The organism is Nostoc sp. DedSLP03 (assembly GCF_034530815.1).
Taxonomy (GTDB): Bacteria; Cyanobacteriota; Cyanobacteriia; order Cyanobacteriales; family Nostocaceae; genus Nostoc.
The window spans coordinates 84,024-104,227 of sequence record NZ_JAVRCK010000016.1 but is presented as its reverse complement, the minus strand read 5'-3'; the positions used below and the strand labels follow the sequence as shown (position 1 = coordinate 104,227).

Here is a 20,204-nt window from a genome sequence, read left to right as displayed (position 1 = left end):
GTTTAAAGAGTTTGATCCATGAAGTATTGCATTGTTAATGGAGATGATTTTGGTGCTAGTCAAGGAATTAACAGTGGCATTGTTGAAGCCCACTGTAACGGAGTCCTAACTAGCACGAGCTTAATGGTGAATATGCCAGCGAGTGAGGAAGCAGCTATCTTAAGCCGTAAACTACCCGAACTGAGCGTTGGTTTGCATGTAAATATCACAACCGAGGATGGAGAATTAGCACTCGATCTCACGACTTTGGAGCGATGCCGTGCCGAACTAAATCGCCAATTGGAACGCTTTCAAGAGCTAATAGGGCGTCTACCGACTCATCTTGACTCGCATCATAACATCCATCGCTCTCCTCAATTACTGCCTTACTTCCTTAATTTGGCGCAGCAATATCGATTGCCATTAAGAGAACACTCTCCGGTTCGTTATTTCCCCAGCTTTTATGGGCAATGGGATGGAGAGACACACCTAGAGCAGATTAGCGTAGAAAATTTAGTTCAAATGCTAGAAACCGAAGTTCAGGAAGGGTTTACTGAATTGAGCTGCCATCCAGGTTACGTCGATCCAGAGTTTTCATCAACCTATGCGATCGAGCGAGAAACGGAATTACAAACGCTTTGCAGCCCAATCATCAGAAGCAAGCTCACGGAACTCCAGATCCAACTTATAGGCTTTCGAGAACTCGCCAATTTGCTAGCAAACTTATCAGCTTAGTTGGGAGGGAAGTATTATGTCTGTCGTTGTCATCTCCCCATCAAACGTCGTGACCTTTCCAGAAGGAGGGGGTCATTTCTGGGTTTATATGCAATATGTGCAAGGGCTGCGCCAGTTGGGATGTGAGGTGTATTGGCTAGAGCGCTTCTACAGTAGCGGCGATCGAGAGCAGGATAAACTTATGCTTTCAACGTTTTATCAACGTATGGAACGCTATGGACTTAGTGGAAAGGTCATTCTTTATTCAGACCAGAACGCGATATCCGATCGTGGCAGCGAGTATGAATACATCGGAGTTTGGTCATCAAAGGCACAGGCAATCTTTCGGCAAGCAGACCTTTTACTAAATTTTTACTACGGTATTCATCCAGCTTTGCTTTCATGTTTTCGACGGACTGCTTTAATAGATATCGATCCAGGTTTATTACAATTTTGGATAACAGTTGGACAGCTCGCCGTACCCCCACACGATTATTACTTTAGTACTGGTGAAACTGTCGGCACACCTAGCGCTAAGTTTTCGGATTGTGGTTTGACTTGGATGCGAATTCGACCACCAGTATGTCTTGAATTGTGGCCATACGTTTACAATCCCAACAGCAAAGCATTTACGACTGTCTCCGGTTGGTGGGGCAATGGTGGCAAAGGGGAATGGATTACGGACGGGCAGGATATCTGCTACGAGAACAACAAGCGAGTTTCCTTCATGCAATTTGTGGAACTGCCGCGCTTAACCGACCAAGTGCTTGAGCTGGCGCTGTGCCTGGGTGAGGGAGACGTGGAAGACGATCAAAGCAAAAAAGAGCAAAGCTGGCAAGCCAACAATATCGTACCGCGTGATGTTACTGATTATAAAGGAGACGCAGAGGATCGAGAAGTGCTGGAGAGCTATGGTTGGCGGGTGCGTCATGCCTACAAAATGGCTAGCAGTCCAGATAGGTATCAATCTTACATCCAAATGTCGCGAGGAGAGTTTAGTTGCGCTAAACCTTCATGCATGAAGTTTCAAAATGCCTGGATTAGCGATCGCACGCTCTGCTATTTAGCAAGCGGGAAACCTGTTGTTGTTCAACATACTGGGTCGAGTTCCTTCCTACCCGATGGCGAGGGGATGTTCCGGTTCTCGACGCTTAGTGAAGCAGCCGATGCTTTAGCAACAATAAATACTAATTATCAAAAGCACTGTCGAGCAGCAAGGGAAATTGCTGAAACATATTTTGAAGCTAAACAAACTTTGAATGGCATCCTCAACTATGCTCTTAAATTTCAATGATGGATAGAGTGAACCCAATGATCCTTTCTTTTGACTATCCGCCTGCTAATCGGGGAATAGTCGTCGTCTGGGGAATGCTAGCATCCTTCCCATTTGGAGGCATGACTTGGCAAGTGCTCCACTATCTAGCAGGCTTGCGGCGATTAGGTTTCGATGTATGGTACGTCGAGGATACTGACAGCGAACTATTAAATCCCATTACCTTCTGCTGGCATACATCAGAATATTCAGCAAATGTGCGCTATCTTGCCCAATACATGGATAGTATCGGTTTGGGCGATCGTTGGATTTTCCGTCCTCCAGGAGTGCGAGATGCAACCCTGGGAGCACGTGACTTAATGGGATTGGCAAAATTATACAAGGAAGCGGATGCAGTCATCAATCTATGTGGATACCATCCCCTACGTAGTGAGCACGACAATATAGCCTGTCTTATATATTTACAAACCGATCCGATGGTCGATCAGATTAAAGTAGCCGAGAATGACGCTCAAAAGATTGAGCAACTTGATGCTTACAATTACTTATTCACCTATGGCGAGAATCTTGGAGCGCCCGACTGTCTTGTACCCGTCGATCGATACCAGTGGCATCCGACGCGACCGCCAGTTTGTCTCGATTGGTGGTTTACCGATAGTCCACCAATTTTGGACTCAGCTCTGACAACTATCTCAAACTGGGAGCATTGGGACAATGATATCCTTTGGCAGGGGGAAAAGTATTACTGGCGCAAAGACCGAGAATTCCGGCGTTTCATAGACCTTCCAGCAAAATCTTTGCTACCGCTTGAGCTTGCTCTTGAAGGTATTAATGCTCAAGAGGAAGCTGAAATGATTAATCACGGTTGGCGGATTGTTTGTGCTAGGGCATTATCCGATCCGATCGCCTATCGTAACTATATTTGTGCCTCTCTAGGCGAGTTCACTGTGACAAAGGATCAGTATGTTCGTCCTCGCACTGGCTGGTTCAGCGATCGCTCTGTCTGCTATCTGGCAGCAGGCCGTCCTGTAATAACACAAGAAACAGGGTTTAGCAAGTTCTTACCCACAGGAAAGGGATTATTTGCATTCAACACTATGGAAGATATTCTCGCGGCAGTGGACGCGATCGAAAGCGACTACGAAGGCAATTGTCGGGCAGCTCGTGAAATTGCCTCAGAGTACTTTGCCGCAGAGAAAGTGATTGGCAGTCTCATGGAACGAGCGGGGTTATAAGCATGGCACGCATTGTTGTTTGCGGATATATGATTCGACATCCAGTCGCTGGCAATCTCTTAGCCTACTTTCATTATGTTTTAGGGTTACATCATTTGGGACATGAAGTCTTATACCTGGAGGAAAGCGGCTGGGCTGGGTCTTGCTATAACCCCATCGCCCACAATTACACTGATGACCCAGGCTTTGGACTTCACGCAGTCCAAATGCTAATACACAGTTATGGCGTGAATGCAACAGTCTGCTATGTAAATCGGGATACAGGAGATGTCTACGGTGCAGATTGGCAAGAAATAAAGCAAATGCTCAGGATGGCGGATCTGCTATTAAATATCGGTGGAGTTTGCTGGTTATCTGAATTTCTTTTATGCAAACACCGAGTATTAATCGACATGGACCCATTTTTTACCCAGATTGGGACGTTCGCCGCTGAGGGTCGTAACGATTATCACGCCTACTTTAGTTATGGCGTTAATATTGGACAACCAAATTGCGGCATACCGAGTGATGGAATTGAATGGCTCCCTACCGTACCGCCCGTTGTGCCAGAGATATGGAAAAGCCCAATACTGATTCCCGAAGATAGTGGCGAAGAACGTGCAGATTTCCCATTCACAACAATTGCTAATTGGAATGCTTATGGAGGTGTGACTTACAAAGGTGAGGATTATGGGCAGAAAGATCGAGAATTCATGCGCCTGCTGGAACTCCCTAGCCACTGTTGGCAGAAACTCGAACTTGCTCTTGCTGGCAAGGACGCAGAAATAGCAGAGGTTACGAAATCTTTAAAGGCAGCAGGTTGGTTAGTTCGAGATGGCAAAAAAATTAGCGCTAGTCTGTCAACCTACATAACTTACCTGACTGGCTCCCGTGGAGAATTTAGCGTTGCCAAACAAGCTTATGTCAAAACCCGTAGCGGTTGGTTTAGCGATCGCAGTGTTTGTTATCTCGCCGCTGGTCGTCCCGCTATCTTACAAGATACCGGATTTAGCGATTGGCTGCCGACGGGGCAAGGTGTGTTGGCGTTTTCATCTTTGCAGGAAGCGGTAGATTGCATTGAGCGCGTCAATACAAATTATTTGGCTCACTGTCAGACAGCAAGGGAATTAGCCGAACAATTTTTTAGTTACAAAGTGGTGCTACCTCGACTACTGGAAACAGTTTTAAGCACGCATCTATCTCAATTTCGAGTCTGACTGCCTATGAAGGAATAAATCATCAGCTAATACATCTAATGAAAACATATAACAAATTTCAAATAAGATGATTATTATTTTTGCTAGTGCTATTGGTCGGTTTCCCATAGGAGGCAACGCTTGGTCTGACCTGCAATACCTCCTGGGTCTGCGTGCCCTTGGACATGATATCTTCTACTTGGAAGAATGCGGGTCAGAGTCGTGGGTTTATAACTGGCAGACTGAAGAATTCACAACCGAGTTAGACTATCCCAGCAATTATGTGACAAACTGCCTGGAACCGCTTGGCTTTGCAAACCAATGGATTTACCGAACTCACAAGCATTCAGTTGGGATGGAGATTGACGAGTTTAAAGACATCTGCTCTCAGGCTGATTTAATGATTGTCCGTGGCTCTCCACTTTCTGTTTGGAGAGATGAGTATGGATGGCCGCAGCGCCGCATCTATATTGATGCAGATCCTGGTTTTACGCAGATTAATCTTGCTAGCGGTAATTCGGAATTAGTAGAGACAATTGAACGTTGCGATCGCCTCTTCACGATTGGGCAACGCATTGGTGCTGAGGACTGTCTGATCCCCACAAACGGTAGGCATTGGCAAAAGACATTACCTCCAGTCGCACTGCCTTACTGGCCAGTGACTCAAGACGATAACACCCACTTCAGTTCGATTATGCAGTGGCATAGTTATCGAGAGGTGGTCTACGAAGGAGTTACCTACGGCAATAAGGATAAAGAGTTTTTAAAGTTTATTGATATACCGCAACTTACCAAACAGCAATTTCGGATTGCCTTAAGCGGCGGCTTTCCCGATCAACTATCACAGTATGGCTGGGAGGTGATTCCCGGATGGCTGGCGTCCTTTACACCAGAATCTTACCAGAAATTTGTCCAAACATCCCGTGCTGAGTTTGGAGTCGCAAAACACGGTTATGTTGCTACCAAAGGTGGCTGGTTTAGCGATCGCAGCGTTTGTTATCTAGCTTCCGGTAAGCCAATTCTAGTTCAAGACACAGGCTTAAGCGATTGGTTGCCGATCGAAGAAGGGATTTTAACTTTTTGCGACCAACAGGAGGTAGTCAAAGGTGTAGAAGCCATCAATGCTGACTATGAGCGACACAAGTATGCAGCGCGGAGGTTAGCAGAGGAATATTTTGACTCAGATAAAGTTCTTTCGTCTCTGCTAGAGGCGGCAATGAATTAACTGTCATTGAGTATAGGAGATATATTATGTCAACAGTAACTATCGGATTCTTTCCTCGCGAACAATTCACCTTAGCAGCTGAATCTTTACAGCGAATTTTCAACTACACCCACATCCCATTTAACCTGATTGTAGTAGACTGCAATACTCCGAAAGTGTATTGGCAGCAGATGGAACAGGTATTAGAAGGTCGCAGTAATGTCAAAGTCATTCACAAAGATTGTTATTTGCAGCCCAATCAGTTAAGAAACTTGGTAATTCAGGAAGCTAACGATGATTTTTTGTGCTTCGTTGAGAATGATGTTCTTGTTGAGGAAGGTTGGTTATCCCATCTGATCGCCGCCTGCGAAGAACAACCAGCTGATGTAGCTGTGCCCCGGATTATTGAGGGGCCTTTAGGAGCGACAAACGTTCATTGGGACCCAAACCAGGGTCAGGTTCGGTCAGTACAAACAGCTAACGACGTTAAATGGGAAGTCCTTCCAGCCACGAACGAGCAGCAACTCGACCGCGGAACTCATCGCCGGACGCTACAGTTAGCTGGAGAGGCTCACTGTCGGCTCTATCGTCGAAGTGTTTTTGATCGAGTCTCTCCTTTCGATGAAGATGTTATTTTTCTAGATCATTTCGATTCTAGTTTGGCTTTATATAATGCCAAAATTCCAGTTGTCTTTGAGCCGAAATCTGTTGTTCATTTCTGGCACCCTTATCCTCCTCATCCAGAAGACCTCGATTATTTTTTCATGAGATGGGATCTTGAACAATCCGCCAAAAGCCTCGAGCGGATTCAAAAAAAATGGAACTTGGTTTCACTGTACGGAGACTTAAGTTTTGCCATAGAGCGGAATCACATTGGTCATCTGTACGAGGTCAGAGAAAAACTCAAAACTCTAATATCGCCACAGGAATCTTTTATCTTGGTCGATGAAGACCGCCTGAACGGTAACGAAATCATCAAAGATTTTCAAACAATCCCCTTTACTGAACGCGATGGTTGGTATTGGGGACGTCCAGTAGATGACGACACAGCTATTCGAGAATTCGATCGCCTATACCAAACTGGTGCTAGTGCGATCGTTTTCTTGTGGCACACTTTTTGGTGGCTGGAATACTACACCGAATTTCATGAATATTTAAGGCAAAAGTTTCCCTGTGTATTACAAAATGACCATCTGATTGTATTTGACCTACGCTCATGAACAAGCCTCTAGCCAGTATTATCATCACCAACTACAACTATGAACGTTTTCTGAAAGAGGCAATTGATAGCGCTCTGAATCAAAACTATCAGCCTTTAGAAGTGATTGTGGTTGATGATGGTTCAACAGACGACTCACAGCAAATCATTGCCAATTATGGGGAAGAGATTATCCCTCTGCTGAAACAAAATGGCGGACAGGGTTCTGCATTCAACGTTGGTTTTGCCGCAAGCCGTGGTGAGGTTGTCTGTTTTTTAGATGCAGATGATGTTTTGCTACCTGATGCGATCGCCAGAGCCGTTGAACTGCTGGGCGATCCGCATATAGTACAGGTACACTGGCCTTTATCTGCTATAGATGCTGATGGTAAGCCATTGGGAAAATTAATTCCCGATCGACCTCTACCAGAAGGAGATTTACGCGAGGCGCATCTTCAAGGTAGCATTGAAAGCTATGTCTTCTCACCCACGAGCGGCAATGCCTGGTCGCGTAGCTATTTAGAGAAAATTTTTCCCCTACCCGATACTTACTACTCTCTTAACGCTGATGCGTACTTAACTTTTTTGTCTCCTTTTTTCGGTAACATCAAGCGCATTGCTGAGTACCAAGCCTTGTATCGGATTCATGGTGATAATGGCACTAGCAAGCTTACTTATAGTTGGCAACTTAGCCAATATCACAATCATATAAAAGCTTTGTGCGAGTCTTTGCACAAGCACGACATTCAAATCGAAGATGCTTTTGAGCGCTGGAAGGGTTCTGAGTATGAGTTTATCCAACGTCTGGGCGCGTTGGAGTCGGAACTAACTCCTTTAATTCCAATGGGGCAAGAGTACATTTTAGTTGACATGAACGAATGGGGATCTGGTCAGCTTTTGGACAAATGCCAATCAATTCCCTTTCTAGAAAAAGATGGGATGTATTGGGGAGCGCCAAAAGATGATGCCATTGCCATTAAGGAGTTTGAACGACTGTACCGTGCAGGAGCGAGCTTTATCGTGTTTGGATGGCCAGCTTTCTGGTGGTTTGATTATTATGCTGAGTTCGCTTGCTATTTACGTACTAAGTTTCGCTGTGTTTTAGATAATGAGCGCTTGGTTGTCTTTGATTTACGTATGTCTGTTTAATTTTATTTAAAAATTTTTATTTAAAAAGGCGGTAATTTTAAACACATGGCACTTCAAACCAAAGTTAGCATTGTAATTCCAACTTACAATCGCTCAAAGTTATTAAAAACTAGCTTGCAGAGCGCATTGGCACAAGACTATCCAGATTTTCAAGTTCTTGTCTTAGATAATGCTTCTAGCGATGATACAGAGGCAGTTGTATGTTCATTTGCGGATTCGCGCATCACTTATATACGCAACGAAACAAATATTGGCATATTTGGCAATTGGCAGCGAGTTACTGAAGTAAATTCTAGTCCCTATGTAGTTATCTTGTCGGACGATGACATTCTGCTGCCCAACTTCATCCATGAATCTGTTTTAGCTTTAGACAACCATCCAGATGTTGGTTTTTCAGTTGCGCAAGCTGAAATTATCGACGCTAATGGTGTTCCAGTGCATATGACAGGCAGAGAGCTTTCAGATAACTTTCCAGAAGGGTCAATTGATGGTCTAGAGTTCATCCACCAAATTGCTGATGGGCGGAAATGGATTTTGCTATGTTCAGCGATCGTGTTTCGCGCTAATGCTTTGGCAATGGTTGGGGGCATCGACGCACCGCACTCGAAGTATATGTTGGATTTGAACTTATACTTACGTATGGCGGCGCAATTCGATATTTTCTTTATTGCTAAACAACTAGCCCAAGTCCGATATCATCTTGAACAAGATTCTCAAATTAATTTTAGTCTTGGAGGAACAGGCCCACTTGGTGTGATGGCAGAACGTACTGATGCGATCGCTTATTTGTTAAAGTCGCCGCGTGCAGAGGATGCATCTTATCGTCAGTGGCTAGCAGAGCGCCTGTTGCATATAAGTATGCGCCGCAGTCAGTTCACGTCTGAGCTGATACCTGAACTTAATTTGAGTTGGTCAGAACGCCTGCGAATTGCGATGCAGGAAATTACATCTGTGATTCCCGCCGGGAAGCGTTTGATTTTGGTCGATGAAAATCAATGGAGTTGCGAGATTCTGCCGCAATACGATGCTCTGCCCTTTTTAGAAAAAGACGGTCAATACTGGGGAGCGCCACTGAATGACGAGATTGCTATCCGGGAACTGGAACGAATGCGTCAAACGGGAGCAAGTTTCATGGTCATCGCCTGGCCCGCCTTCTGGTGGCTTGATTATTACTCTGGTTTGCGAAATTATCTCAGTTCAAATTTCCGCCGCGTTTTGGACAACAGTCGCCTCGTCGTGTTCGATCTTTGGTCGTAGACATTGCTTGTAATTAACTGCAAACTCACTGGATCGAGTTTTCATGAACTGGAAATATGAAAAAGCTAAATTTAATATCCCAAGTCGATGGCTAGCCTGGTCAGGAGTTTTGGCTTTAGCCAGCGTTGGCGGTTGGCTAACCTACTTCTTAGCTCTGAATCAACCTCCCGAACCATTAGCAGTACGCTTGTTAACCGTGGAGCGAGGTAATGTTGAAACCACAATTAATGAGAGCGGTACTGTTGAGTTACGCGAACAGCGAATCTTGAAGTCCCCAAAAGAGGGTGCGGTAGAACAAGTCATGGTAAAACCTGGTGAGAGGGTAAAACTTGGTCAAGTGCTGCTGACCCTGCGCTACCCTGAGCGAAAAGTTGCTCTTACCAATCAGCAATTACAAATTCAACAAGAGCAACTCAACCTAGCACGTAGTCGCGAGAAAATTATTGAAGCCCAAGAACGACTAACAGCCGAAGAAAAACAACTCCAGAGGCTTGCTCCTTTGGTGCGAGAGGGAGCTATTGCCCAAGAACAAGCCAAAACGCAGGAAGATACTGTACGCGTTGCTCGTGCTAGCCTGCGAGATAATCAAGCAGAGGCACGTACAACCGCCCTGAAAATTCAGACTTTGCAATTGGAGCGCCAACTTATTCAGCAGCAACTCCAGGATAATATTGTAACTGCACCATTGAATGGCGTAGTCTTGGGTGTAAATGTAGAAAACGGTGATGGGGTCGAGTTGCGTACCAATCTGCTCACTTTGGGCGATCCCAGAAAAGTCTTAGTAAAACTCCAGCTTTCTACCCTCAACGCTGCTCAAGTTCGCGTCAACCAACTTGCCCGCATTAATGCGATCGGGCCGAATGCAAGGAGATTCTCTGGACGCGTAAAAAGCTTGTATCCTCAAGCACTCAGCCCTGAAGCTCAAAAACAAGATGGTAGCAGTTCAAAACAATCAGAGCAACCAACAGTACCCGCAACGGTTGAGCTTGATAACCCGACTCGCACACTGCTCCCTGGTAGCAGGGTAAATGTCGAGGTTGTGTTGCAGCAACGCCAGAACGTAGTAGTTTTGAAGACAGAGGCAATTGTGCGATCGCAACCACGCCCCTTTGTATGGGTTCTAGATAGCCAAAATCATGCTCAAAAACGCACCATTAATCTAGGATTGGAAGGGTTAATGAATGTAGAAGTAACCTCTGGTTTGCATCCCGGCGAACAAGTTATACTGCCGCCCGTTGAGTCAGAACTTAAGCCAGGGCTGCCAGTTAAAGCAGAGGAGCAGGGGAGCAAGGGAGCAGGGGAGAAGTTGCAGTAAATTTTTCCTCTTTGTCCCCCTTGTCCCCCTTGTCCCCCTTGTCCCCTACTCCCCTGCTCCCGAAGCTTCCCCTGCTCAAGAACAGCCTGCCTTAACAGATAAATTTGCTTAACCCAAGCGTATTGACTATTATGGCTCTTTCAGCTTTTGACTTATTAAATATTACCTTTCACTCTTTAGGTAGAAATCCCTTGCGTTCTGCTCTGACTACTCTAGGGGTATTTATGGGTGTGGCTGCTGTCAGCGCTACACTTCAGGTTGGTAATATTAGCCGAGATGCGATCGCTCAACAATTAGCAAAACGAGGCGCGCCTCAAGTTTCAGTTTATCCAAATTGGGATTCTGGTGGTGAAGCTACCCAACTCAAGTTGGAAGATATGGAATTCTTACGACAGCGAATGGTAGGCTTGCAAGCGATCAGTTCTTTTAATTGGGCTGGTTCTACACCAACTATATTTCGGGACAAGGAATTTACTCCAACCTTGTCACCTGTTTCTCAAGATTTTTTGTTGACTTCAGGGATATCTTTAGTATCAGGACGGTTTTTCACGTCTGAAGATTTTGTCAACTACCGCCCGGTAATCGTAATCGATCAATTGCTGGCAGAACAACTTTTTCAAAAGCAAGAACCTGTAGGGCAGTTGATTTATGCTGGGGACAGACCCTATATCGTGATCGGGGTGGTAGCAACTATTCTAAATGAAAATGCACCTCCGGCGGGTCAACTGTATGTGCCGATGTCTATTTACAACGCTTCGACTGGTAGCCGCGACATTGGGAGCATCCAAATGCGCCCTTATGCACTTGCAGATGTGGAAGAGTTAAGCCACCAAGCAGAGGAGTTACTGTTACAAAGATTTCCAGGTTACAAATTTAAATTTTGGAATAATGTATCAGATATTATACAGCAGCAGAAAACTCTAGAGATGGCTTCTCAAGGTCTAACAGCAGTAGGAGCGATCGCGCTCTTGGTTGGCGGTGTTGGAATTGCGAATATTATGATTGCCTCTGTAAATGAACGAACTGCTGAAATAGGTTTGAGACGGGCCATAGGTGCAACCCAACGCGAAATCATGCTGCAATTTATTTTAGAGGCGATGCTTTTAAGTCTAATAGGAGGAACAGCAGCTCTAGGAGTAGTACATGGATTGACTGTTGTAATTACCGATACCTTTAGCTTGCCCTATAAGTTTGATAGCAGAATTGCAGTGCTAGCAGTGGGTTCAGCGCTACTGGTGGGGGTGGGAGCTAGTTTGCTTCCCGCCGTGCGTGCTAGCCAGATCGATCCAGTAAAAGCCTTGCGCTCATAAGTTTTTTTCTACATTTTGAGGCAGGAAGTATATTGAGTAGAGTGTAGCCAGATACAATTCTTCTTAGGGACTTCCAAAAAATAAAACATCCCATTTAAAATAATGATAATCATTATTATAGGGGAGAAAGCGGCAGCCATCGGCTGCCACTTTCTCCCCTCCTTTTTGTAGTAAATTCAGTAATAATGATTGAATTTTCTGCCAAAAGATTAGTTTTTTGGAACAATTTATTCTTTGGAAGTCCCTTATTCATCAACTCGCGTAGACGGCGAATATTATCCGCTTTTACAGTTAGTAGAGTCGGGTTGAAGTAAGTCAGCGTAAATAAATATTGTTGGCATAAAACAAAAGCAGAGAGCTTTTAGCAGGGGGAGAAAGAGTTTGAGCGTTATTTACTTTTATTTACACAGTTTGGTTTTATTGTACCGACTTACTTATTTGCACTGTTTTCTAATAGTTATTTCAAATAATCCTCGGCCTTATTTTTGGCGATAATCACTGTTTTAAATACGTTTTTTTCAACACTAAAAACAAAACCTGGTGCTACATTCCGTAGCACATCATGTCTATTAAAATTTGTTTAAATATGGAGTTGTAGCATGATTCATGCAAGTATAAATCTTATGAGTTTATACCTTAAAAAAGACTCAAACCATCTATTTAATATTTGGAAAAACTTATGCTGTTGAGTAAAGCTTTATTACTAGGCTGTATAGCGTGTTCAATAGGTTTTACTACTCCGGTCTTCGCTGTGAGTATTAACAAATCTTTAGATGTACAACAAGGTTACAATTTCCAGTCAAATACCTATAAACCTTTTGGGTTTATTAAGACATTAAGCATTGGTGATTTAACTTTAGTCGCAGATCAATACGTAATCGATCCCACCAGTCGCCCAAGTCCTGACGGAACCGGGAAATATAATTCCTCTGTTGTAGCAGTGCTTAGTAATGTTCAATGGGATGGTTCGCCAGTGGGAGATATATTTCTTACAGGGCGTATTTCGACCCCAAATAAGGCGCAGTTAGCTTTGTTGATGGGAGTAATCGGTAAAAAGGTGGTAGCAATTTCCTTTGCTACTTATGAATACAGTACTACCACTAAAACTTACTATCCTAGTTTTGCTTCTTATCAAGGCAGTCGTCCAAGCTATATTAATCCTCCTACTACAACTAATGTAATATATGGCTTGGCAAAAACGTTTACTGTAAATACCCTCCCTAGCACTGATGTTCTCGGCGCCCCAAACTATGTATTTAATATAACTTTATCTCCGATAGTAAGTTCAAGCCCGCAAGTATTCAAAATCCAAACTTCTCCCACTTTGACACAGTTTCAACCGTGGGGACTACCCCAAGCTTCTATCCAACCAACTGAGCTTTATGCGGGAGAATTAGACCTAAGTAAAATTTTGAGTATGACATTCTAAATGACGTTTTTAACGATCGCTATGGGGATTTTTTCACAAAGAGATATGTAACTTTTGTGGGCTGATGCGAGAAAATTGGGTTGTCTTTACACTCAGAATTATTCATTAATTTGCGATCGCTAATCTCGGTTAAATAATTCTGATTAATCTGTGTTAAATCGTTGTAAGCTGTGGATCGCAGGGTCTACAGTCTAGCGATGAAAATAAACCGTCATGGTCGCGCCAAGGTTCTAACACAGCAAGAGATACAGCTAATTTTTAGCGATGGCTTAGACAACGGGCGCGATGCCTACGGCGGGCTACGCCTACGCGCTTTGTTCGGTGTTTGCCTGTTTAGTGCCTGTAGAATCCGTGAATGCTGTAGCTACAAACTCAAGATATCTACACACCCAAGGGTAACGTTAGACCGCAGTTTGTCATCAGAAAGTCAAACACTAACCCTCGGAATGATTATCATTCTTATAGCCTGTATATTTTATTTTCTGGAAGTCCCTTACTTTAATCTCATGCTTTTAAAGGTGGGTTACTCCTGCCTTCTGACTCCTGCCCCAGCAAGAACTGCCTTCTACCCTCTGTTATAAAGACTCTAACTGATGGTAATCTAAGATTGTAGAACCAAATCCAATAAAAACTTTTGTTTTTGACAGTTTTCTTTTTTGGACAAAAGTAATATAAGTCGTGGATAAAGTCTTTAACAATTAAGACTTGGTGATGATTTAAGTAAGTTCTAGAGAACTTAGTTAGTTTTTTAACAGGAGAAGTAGGGTGCTTAACAACCTTCATCAGTTATTATCTCCCCGAAAGTGGGGAATTCCCCTCGCGGGCTTAGGCTTACTTCTCGGTTTGGGCTTTCTAGCCAAGCAAACTCAAGTAACATCATTTACAGATTCTCGATTATCATCGGCTCGGATTCACAAAACCTCCGAAAATTCTCTTTTGTCGCAATTGAGAAAAGTTCGAGATCAAAGAAGTCAACTGAATGCGGCTTCTGGAGGCGGAAACACAGTACCTACAATCACAGCGCTGGTTCCAGGCGATGGGGGAACTACAAAAAGCGCCAGAGTTTTACCAAAAGGAAGTTTTCCTGTAAAAGATGGGATTTACCTTTATGGTCAATCTCCAAAGCCAAACCAGCTTGGTCAAGGTTATATCATATTTCAAAAGCAGCAAGACAAGGTAAAGGGTGCATTGTATATGCCCCAATCAGAGTTAAATTGCTTTCAGGGTACAATCAACCCATCAGGAGAGTTGGCGATGACGGTTAATACTTCGTCAAATGAAGCCAGTTCTGAACAATCGAATCAGGTAGCTACAAGCAATAGACTGCCCCGGGTTGGTGAGGATGAGTCAAATTCTTATGCTTACTCCCTGGCTCTGCAAGACTTTTATCGGTTAAATTCGATCGCAGCTAGCGATCGCCGCACGTTACAAATGTGCAATTAATCTTCAATATGTTGATTATGTCCTTTAGGACTAGACACACTCAAGTAGCCGTGAGTGTGTTATTAAGCAATCTCCAGTAGTTTTCTAGAACTTTTTTGCCATTCGTTAAAATCGCTGACCTGTTGTAAGTTCAAATCTAAGTTCTCCTCGATCGCTAATTCCGAAGTCACCTCGAATCAGTCCAAAGGATGACTTGACGCGCAATCCTAAGCCGTAACCAAAGCCACTTCCGGGTTTATCTCGTAGTACTCCTGGTTCTCCTAGCACGGTTTCACTAGACCCGAAATCTGAGGCGAAGTCAGTAAAAACAACTCCTCCGACTGAGTAAGAAATTGGGAAACGATATTCCACAGAAGCTAAACCATAACTCCGACCACTGGCAACTTTTCCATAACCATAACCCCTGACAGAATTTAGTCCACCAATATTAAAAGCATCCGCTGGCGGAAAGTCTCCCAGAATCGTACCAATTTGGAAATTAATCGCCAACATTTCTGGATTGTCAGTTGGTCTACCATTACCAATCCAACTGACTGGTAAATACTGAATATAATCTCCCCGTAGGCGGTTGCTAGAAATATTACCCAGTCCAATCGGAATTGCTTGTTCTGTGCTGAGAGTGAGAATCGATCCTTGAGTCGGATTTTCTCGGCGATCGCGTCGATCTCTGGATACAGAAAATAATACTGTATATAAGTCATCAATACCAGTGCCGCTAAGAGATAAAGGACTCCCTAATCTATCGACCTGTGTAACGTTATAGTCGCGATCGCGTAAGCTAATTCTGGTATAATTCAAGCTTATACCTGCATCCCACTCATCAAAAGATTTTAAAACTCCTACAGAACCGCCAAACCTTCCCTCGCGTACTTTGTCACCGTTAGACAATCTGATATCGTCGTTGAAAGTTCCCGATGTATTACGAGTACGAAAAGCTCTGATGCTGTAGCCTAAGCGGTTTGGTTCTTGAGGACGATAACGACTAATGAACTGACCATTAAATTGGACATCTTTACCGCTGATTTGTACAATTGTATCTAATTTATCGTTAACACCGCTGATATTTTCATCTCTATAACCCACCCGACCGTATAATCCAACATCGTCGTTATTACCGCCTCCGAAAATTAGAGAAGGGAAGTTACGCTCTTTGATTTCATAAATGAGATTAACGCTATTGGCATCTTCTTGGCGATAAACATTGACTTCATTAAATGACTCTAATCTCCGCAATCGTTGCAAGTCTGCTTCTAGTAAATCTTCACGAAATACCTCACCAGGTTTGAGTTTCAGCAGACCAATGATAAAATCTTTTCGGGTACGTCCTTCGATCGGCTGACCTTTTTCATCGAATAATCGATCTTTGTTGTTAACAAAACGAATCTGGATATCTTTGACAATTCTTTGAGAAATTTGGGAAAACTCCACAGACTGGTTATCTACTGGAGTTAATCCGATATAGTCACCATATTTTGCATATCCTCCCTCTATTTCTAAAGTTGGTTTTGTTGCCACAATACTACTAGGACTATCTTCAGTAGAAGATTGCGAGTCTGCAACGGCCTCTAGATTTTCTCCAGCTATTAAGATGAATGCGATCGCAACTACAGCTATTTGAATATACATAAATAAAGCTTTGTCATTACCCACATTTTGGCAACAGTTAAATATTTGATAAGTAATCAAGCGGACATGATATCAAAGCTTCCTTTCTTCAGTGACTAATGTCAAGCTCACCCATTCGCCTTTATCGTTGTAGCTGCGAATCATCCGTTGGCGCAGGTTTGACTGAATTAACCACCCCACTTCCAAAAAAAATGGTTGACGTAACCGCACCTTGACAGGTGAAGTTGCAGAAGCGCCATCTGGTAAAAATAATACTTGCACCTGCTTCTGTGGGTCTTGGTCAAAGAGAACAATCGGGCCTTTGATGGTAGCAGTTGAGGTAATTGTGCGATCGCTAAAAGAGGTACTTTGAATTAATCGCCCAGCATCATCAAGTTGTAATTTGAAGATTGTAGAGTAAGTATCAGGCGATCGCAAATCTGGATATATTGTCACTGCTTGGCCTTGCCATTCTCCCAACAAATCATTTATCTGTAAAGTTGGACGTTCATTTGCTGGGGTTCCAGCTAGATGTTCTCGAATTAAGATTAATTCCTTTAGCTGACCAGTATTATCAAACAGTTGCACCAGACGCAAGCGGCGATTTTCATGAACAAAAGCGAGTTCTCCACCAAATTCTGAAAATGGCCCTAGCTGAATTAAACCTTCAGAGAAGGAACCATTTTCAAAAAATAGTAGACCCCCTCCCACAGAATTAAATTCTCTGATTATATCTTGTCCCGAACGGCTCAGAGTTAGGCGCACTTTTTGGCTATTGTTCAAATGTTCTAGGGAAAGACAACTAGGAGTATCATTCAAAAATTTTCCTTGGGGAGAAAAATTGGTAAATGAACCTTCCCAAACACCGAGATTCTGCAAAAAACATTCCCATTGCGATTTCATAGTGATTTTGTCATTTGTCATTATCCTTTAGCAAAACGTTGGACAGCAAATAAGCTCCCCATTAATCCTACACTGGCACCGAAACTCAAAAGAATCAGAGGCAATAATAAAATTTCTGCTGGAGTAAGTTGCACTCTGTTGGTGATGACTTGGATAAACTCAGGTTGATTGACTAGCAACTTACCGAGAAACTGTTGAATCACAGAAATGAAACTCCAAGCGATCGCACCACCAACCAAACCAAAGGCGATTCCTTGTAAAATAAACGGGAGGTAAATCCAAATAGAAGTTGCTCCCACTAGTTGCATAATTTCAAGTTCCTGGCGACGCGCCATGACAATCAGCCTAATTGTGGTGGTAGTCACTGCGATCGCTGTTAAAGTCAGAATCATCGTAATTGTTAAAGTAATCCAGTTCAGACCCCGGTGCAACTGGGCAATGCGTTTAACTGCTTCATCCACATACTGCACCGTCTCAACTCCTCGTAATTTAGCCAACTGTGTTGCTAAGGTTGGTACAACTTGAGAATTACGCGCTTTCACCTTCATCTCATCAACCAGAGGATTCTCACCTAGCTGCTGGGTAGCACCCTCAATATCAGAAATTCTCATTTCCTTAACTAACTTAGTCCAAGCTTGTTCTTTGGTAATGGTTTTTATCGTCGCTACCTCTGGCATTTTAGCGATTAGTGGCTCAATACTTTCGATTTGCGTATCCGGTTCGAGATAAACTGAGACTTCTAGCTGGCTACCAAACTGATAAAGAAGTTTTTCGACTTGCCAAGAGGTTTGCAGACTCAAGCCGAATAAAAACAGTAACACCGTCACAGTACTGACAGCAGCCCAATTCATCCAACCTCCCCGCAATAAACCGAGGAAAGTTTCTTTCAGCAGATAATCAAGTTTTGTGAAAGATTTAAACACACATCACCTCAAAATTTGAACTTAACGCCAAAGCACTAAGTTCAGCTTTTGCGTTTTTGCGTTAATAACACCACTATTTATAGTCAATGGTGCAAAGTTTGCCAATATATCAGCTTTTATCTCTTGCTACTTCCTTCTTCTGTCGTCCTGCTATCTTGACCATTCACCCGATATTCACACTATTTGCCACAGATATATTCACGATTGTCTCTAACAGTTATTGATAATAATTGGCTAGCTGTTCTGGTTTCTCAGCAATTTTACTGTTATTTAAACTTGACCTCTAGGGAGAGGGAAAATAGTTTGGTATTTATACTATGTTTTTCTCGGAATATCGGAGTAATTTATAGGAGAAACAGATTAGTTGAAGGAAAGTTAAACGATGAAATTCTTAAACAAAGCCAATTTGGACAATAGCTTATTAAACCAGATCCGCTCTCAGCTTGAGTCCGTAGAAATACATAATTCTAATCTGGCCAAACTATTGTGCAAAATAATTCCTTCCAATTGCCCTTTTGAAAGAACTGTTAAAGTTTTCGGTCGGACTCTACTTCGCATTCCACCTATGTGTAAATTAAACCCCCTTTATGAACAGATAGTTGGTCTTCGTTTTAAGTGTTTATTATATTTAGTTAATGAATGTGGTGAAGATGCCAGAAAATATTGCTAAATATAGGTTTCCATCAATAAAAAATTGATTGAATAAATCTTTTTACTAAGAAAAATTGTCTAGAAATCCTAGTTGCAATCAGATCGTCAGAAAGAGGCTGGTAAACGACCGATCTCGTTTTTTTGTAACGCTGCGCCAAATCATAGCTTTTTTTCAACGCAAAGGTACACAGAGGTTATCTGAAGATAATTCGCTATGTCCCAAAATAATTAGGCGCATCTTCATAGAGAATTGCTATGACAATCGATTTTACATTTAAAAGTACTGTTTAATGATGTCAGCCTCGATAATAAGAATCGCTCCAAGTATGGTGCAACGTGACTTCACAATAATTCTTTTGGAAATTGGTACTACGTCTTAGGGGATATTTAAAAAGTATTATTGCTAACAATACAACCTCGGAGACCTAACCCCCTAGCAAACCTTACTGACGATAAAATAAGGGTTTCACAGCCTCTCACTCGTGGTATCAGCCTGTTGTTAGGCAAGCAAAAACAGGAATGACAGCCGGGTTTTTGGTATACTCCAAGACTTTTTAAACATCCTCTAACTGAGATTGATAGAATGAAAATAGTAGGAATTTTCACCATCTAGCCATCGAGACTCATGCCCTCTGAAATTGCTGTCGAGAAAAAAAAGTTAAAAAATCCACCTTTGGAGCTTCATTATTTAGGCGATCGCGTACTGCGTCAAGCTGCAAAGCGGATTTCTAAAGTTGATGACGAACTTCGCCAAATAGTGCGCGAAATGCTGCAAACTATGTACAGCAAAGATGGCATTGGTTTGGCTGCGCCCCAAGTGGGAATTCACAAACAACTAGTTGTCATCGACCTAGAACCAGAGAACGCAGCTAATCAGCCTTTGGTGTTGATTAACCCCACTATCAAACAAGTCAGCCGCGACATCTCTGTTGCCCAAGAAGGCTGCTTGAGCATTCCCAACGTATATTTAGACGTAAAGCGCCCCGAAGTCGTAGAAATCGCCTATAAAGACGAATACGGTCGTCCCCGGACATTAAAGGCTAATGACCTCTTGGGACGCTGCATTCAGCACGAGATGGATCACCTTAACGGCGTGGTATTTGTAGATCGTGTAGAAAACTCCTTGACTTTAGCCCAGGAGCTATCTAAGAATGGCTTCTCGTATCAAGCGGTGAAACCAATAGCATAGGGGGGCAATAGTGTATTTAACTCCAAAAAGCAGTTTATTTCTGGGTGGTTCTTGTGTAAGTGCGATCGCCGCCGTCGGTTCGATTTTTGAACTCGGTTACGGACAGCCAGATTTTGGTTTTACAGCCACGGCAATTATCCTGGTATTAAGCATTCCACTTACAGGATTATTTTTCTTTGCCGCAGTGAAGGACGCACGGGCTAACATGAAATAAGCATCAGGTACATAAAAAAGGTAAAAGGATGAAGGAAA

General features: G+C 43.1%; 19 protein-coding genes. 16 read left to right on the top strand and 3 right to left on the bottom strand.

Annotated features, from left to right (window positions below; translation table 11 throughout):
- The first annotated feature begins 18 nt into the window (after positions 1–18).
- The 13 genes from RM368_RS10520 (at position 19) to RM368_RS10460 (ending at position 14,681) form a co-directional block, all read left to right on the top strand.
- Positions 19–714 (top strand): carbohydrate deacetylase, encoded by a 696-nt coding sequence (locus tag RM368_RS10520; RefSeq protein WP_322694020.1) that lies wholly within the window; start codon positions 19–21, stop codon positions 712–714.
- A 16-nt stretch (positions 715–730) separates the two neighbouring features.
- Positions 731–1,987, top strand: a complete 1,257-nt coding sequence (locus tag RM368_RS10515) for a hypothetical protein (RefSeq protein ID WP_322694019.1) — start codon at positions 731–733, stop codon at positions 1,985–1,987.
- Positions 1,988–2,004: 17 nt separating this feature from the next.
- A complete protein-coding gene (locus tag RM368_RS10510; protein WP_322694018.1) occupies positions 2,005–3,201 on the top strand; it encodes a hypothetical protein in 1,197 nt (398 codons plus the stop codon).
- 2 nt (positions 3,202–3,203) lie between these two features.
- Positions 3,204–4,397, top strand: coding sequence for a hypothetical protein (locus tag RM368_RS10505; RefSeq protein ID WP_322694017.1), 1,194 nt, complete (start codon positions 3,204–3,206; stop codon positions 4,395–4,397).
- A 67-nt stretch (positions 4,398–4,464) separates the two neighbouring features.
- Entirely contained in the window at positions 4,465–5,601 is a 1,137-nt protein-coding gene (locus RM368_RS10500) for a glycosyltransferase family 1 protein (RefSeq protein WP_322694016.1), read from the top strand.
- A gap of 26 nt (positions 5,602–5,627) precedes the next feature.
- The gene (locus tag RM368_RS10495; RefSeq protein ID WP_322694015.1) at positions 5,628–6,800 is read left to right on the top strand and encodes a glycosyltransferase family 2 protein; all 1,173 of its coding nucleotides are present in this window, start codon (positions 5,628–5,630) and stop codon (positions 6,798–6,800) included.
- Complete coding sequence (locus RM368_RS10490) at positions 6,797–7,927, top strand: glycosyltransferase family 2 protein (RefSeq protein WP_322694014.1); 1,131 nt, start codon at positions 6,797–6,799, stop codon at positions 7,925–7,927. Before RM368_RS10495 ends, RM368_RS10490 begins: the two co-directional genes overlap by 4 nt.
- Positions 7,928–7,972: 45 nt before the next feature.
- Positions 7,973–9,184, top strand: a complete 1,212-nt coding sequence (locus RM368_RS10485) for a glycosyltransferase family A protein (RefSeq protein ID WP_322694013.1) — start codon at positions 7,973–7,975, stop codon at positions 9,182–9,184.
- Between the two features lie 43 nt (positions 9,185–9,227).
- Positions 9,228–10,499 (top strand): efflux RND transporter periplasmic adaptor subunit, encoded by a 1,272-nt coding sequence (locus RM368_RS10480; protein ID WP_322694012.1) that lies wholly within the window; start codon positions 9,228–9,230, stop codon positions 10,497–10,499.
- A gap of 131 nt (positions 10,500–10,630) precedes the next feature.
- Entirely contained in the window at positions 10,631–11,809 is a 1,179-nt protein-coding gene (locus RM368_RS10475) for an ABC transporter permease (RefSeq protein ID WP_322694011.1), read from the top strand.
- A 679-nt stretch (positions 11,810–12,488) separates the two neighbouring features.
- Positions 12,489–13,238 (top strand): hypothetical protein, encoded by a 750-nt coding sequence (locus RM368_RS10470; RefSeq protein ID WP_322694010.1) that lies wholly within the window; start codon positions 12,489–12,491, stop codon positions 13,236–13,238.
- 197 nt (positions 13,239–13,435) lie between these two features.
- Positions 13,436–13,819 carry a hypothetical protein gene (locus RM368_RS10465; RefSeq protein WP_322694009.1) on the top strand — a complete coding sequence of 128 codons (384 nt, stop codon included), beginning with the start codon at positions 13,436–13,438 and terminating at the stop codon, positions 13,817–13,819.
- A 184-nt stretch (positions 13,820–14,003) separates the two neighbouring features.
- Entirely contained in the window at positions 14,004–14,681 is a 678-nt protein-coding gene (locus RM368_RS10460; protein ID WP_322694008.1) for a hypothetical protein, read from the top strand.
- 105 nt (positions 14,682–14,786) lie between these two features.
- On the opposite strand, the gene RM368_RS10455 is transcribed toward RM368_RS10460, so the two are convergent.
- The 3 genes from RM368_RS10455 to RM368_RS10445 all read right to left on the bottom strand — a co-directional run bounded on the left by RM368_RS10455 (position 14,787) and on the right by RM368_RS10445 (position 18,112).
- On the bottom strand, positions 14,787–16,307 hold the full coding sequence (locus tag RM368_RS10455) for a BamA/TamA family outer membrane protein (protein ID WP_322694007.1): 1,521 nt from the start codon (positions 16,305–16,307) through the stop codon (positions 14,787–14,789).
- A gap of 72 nt (positions 16,308–16,379) precedes the next feature.
- Positions 16,380–17,189, bottom strand: coding sequence for a DUF3598 family protein (locus tag RM368_RS10450; protein ID WP_322694006.1), 810 nt, complete (start codon positions 17,187–17,189; stop codon positions 16,380–16,382).
- 20 nt (positions 17,190–17,209) lie between these two features.
- Positions 17,210–18,112: an ABC transporter permease gene (locus RM368_RS10445; protein ID WP_322694005.1), complete on the bottom strand. Its 903-nt coding sequence runs from the start codon at positions 18,110–18,112 to the stop codon at positions 17,210–17,212.
- 382 nt (positions 18,113–18,494) lie between these two features.
- On the opposite strand from RM368_RS10445, the gene RM368_RS10440 reads away from it, so the two are divergent.
- The 3 genes from RM368_RS10440 (at position 18,495) to RM368_RS10430 (ending at position 20,166) form a co-directional block, all read left to right on the top strand.
- Positions 18,495–18,782 carry a Mo-dependent nitrogenase C-terminal domain-containing protein gene (locus RM368_RS10440; RefSeq protein ID WP_322694004.1) on the top strand — a complete coding sequence of 96 codons (288 nt, stop codon included), beginning with the start codon at positions 18,495–18,497 and terminating at the stop codon, positions 18,780–18,782.
- 606 nt (positions 18,783–19,388) lie between these two features.
- Positions 19,389–19,952 carry a peptide deformylase gene (gene def, locus RM368_RS10435; RefSeq protein ID WP_322672448.1) on the top strand — a complete coding sequence of 188 codons (564 nt, stop codon included), beginning with the start codon at positions 19,389–19,391 and terminating at the stop codon, positions 19,950–19,952.
- 10 nt (positions 19,953–19,962) lie between these two features.
- Positions 19,963–20,166, top strand: a complete 204-nt coding sequence (locus RM368_RS10430; protein ID WP_094351396.1) for a hypothetical protein — start codon at positions 19,963–19,965, stop codon at positions 20,164–20,166.
- Positions 20,167–20,204 lie beyond the last annotated feature (38 nt).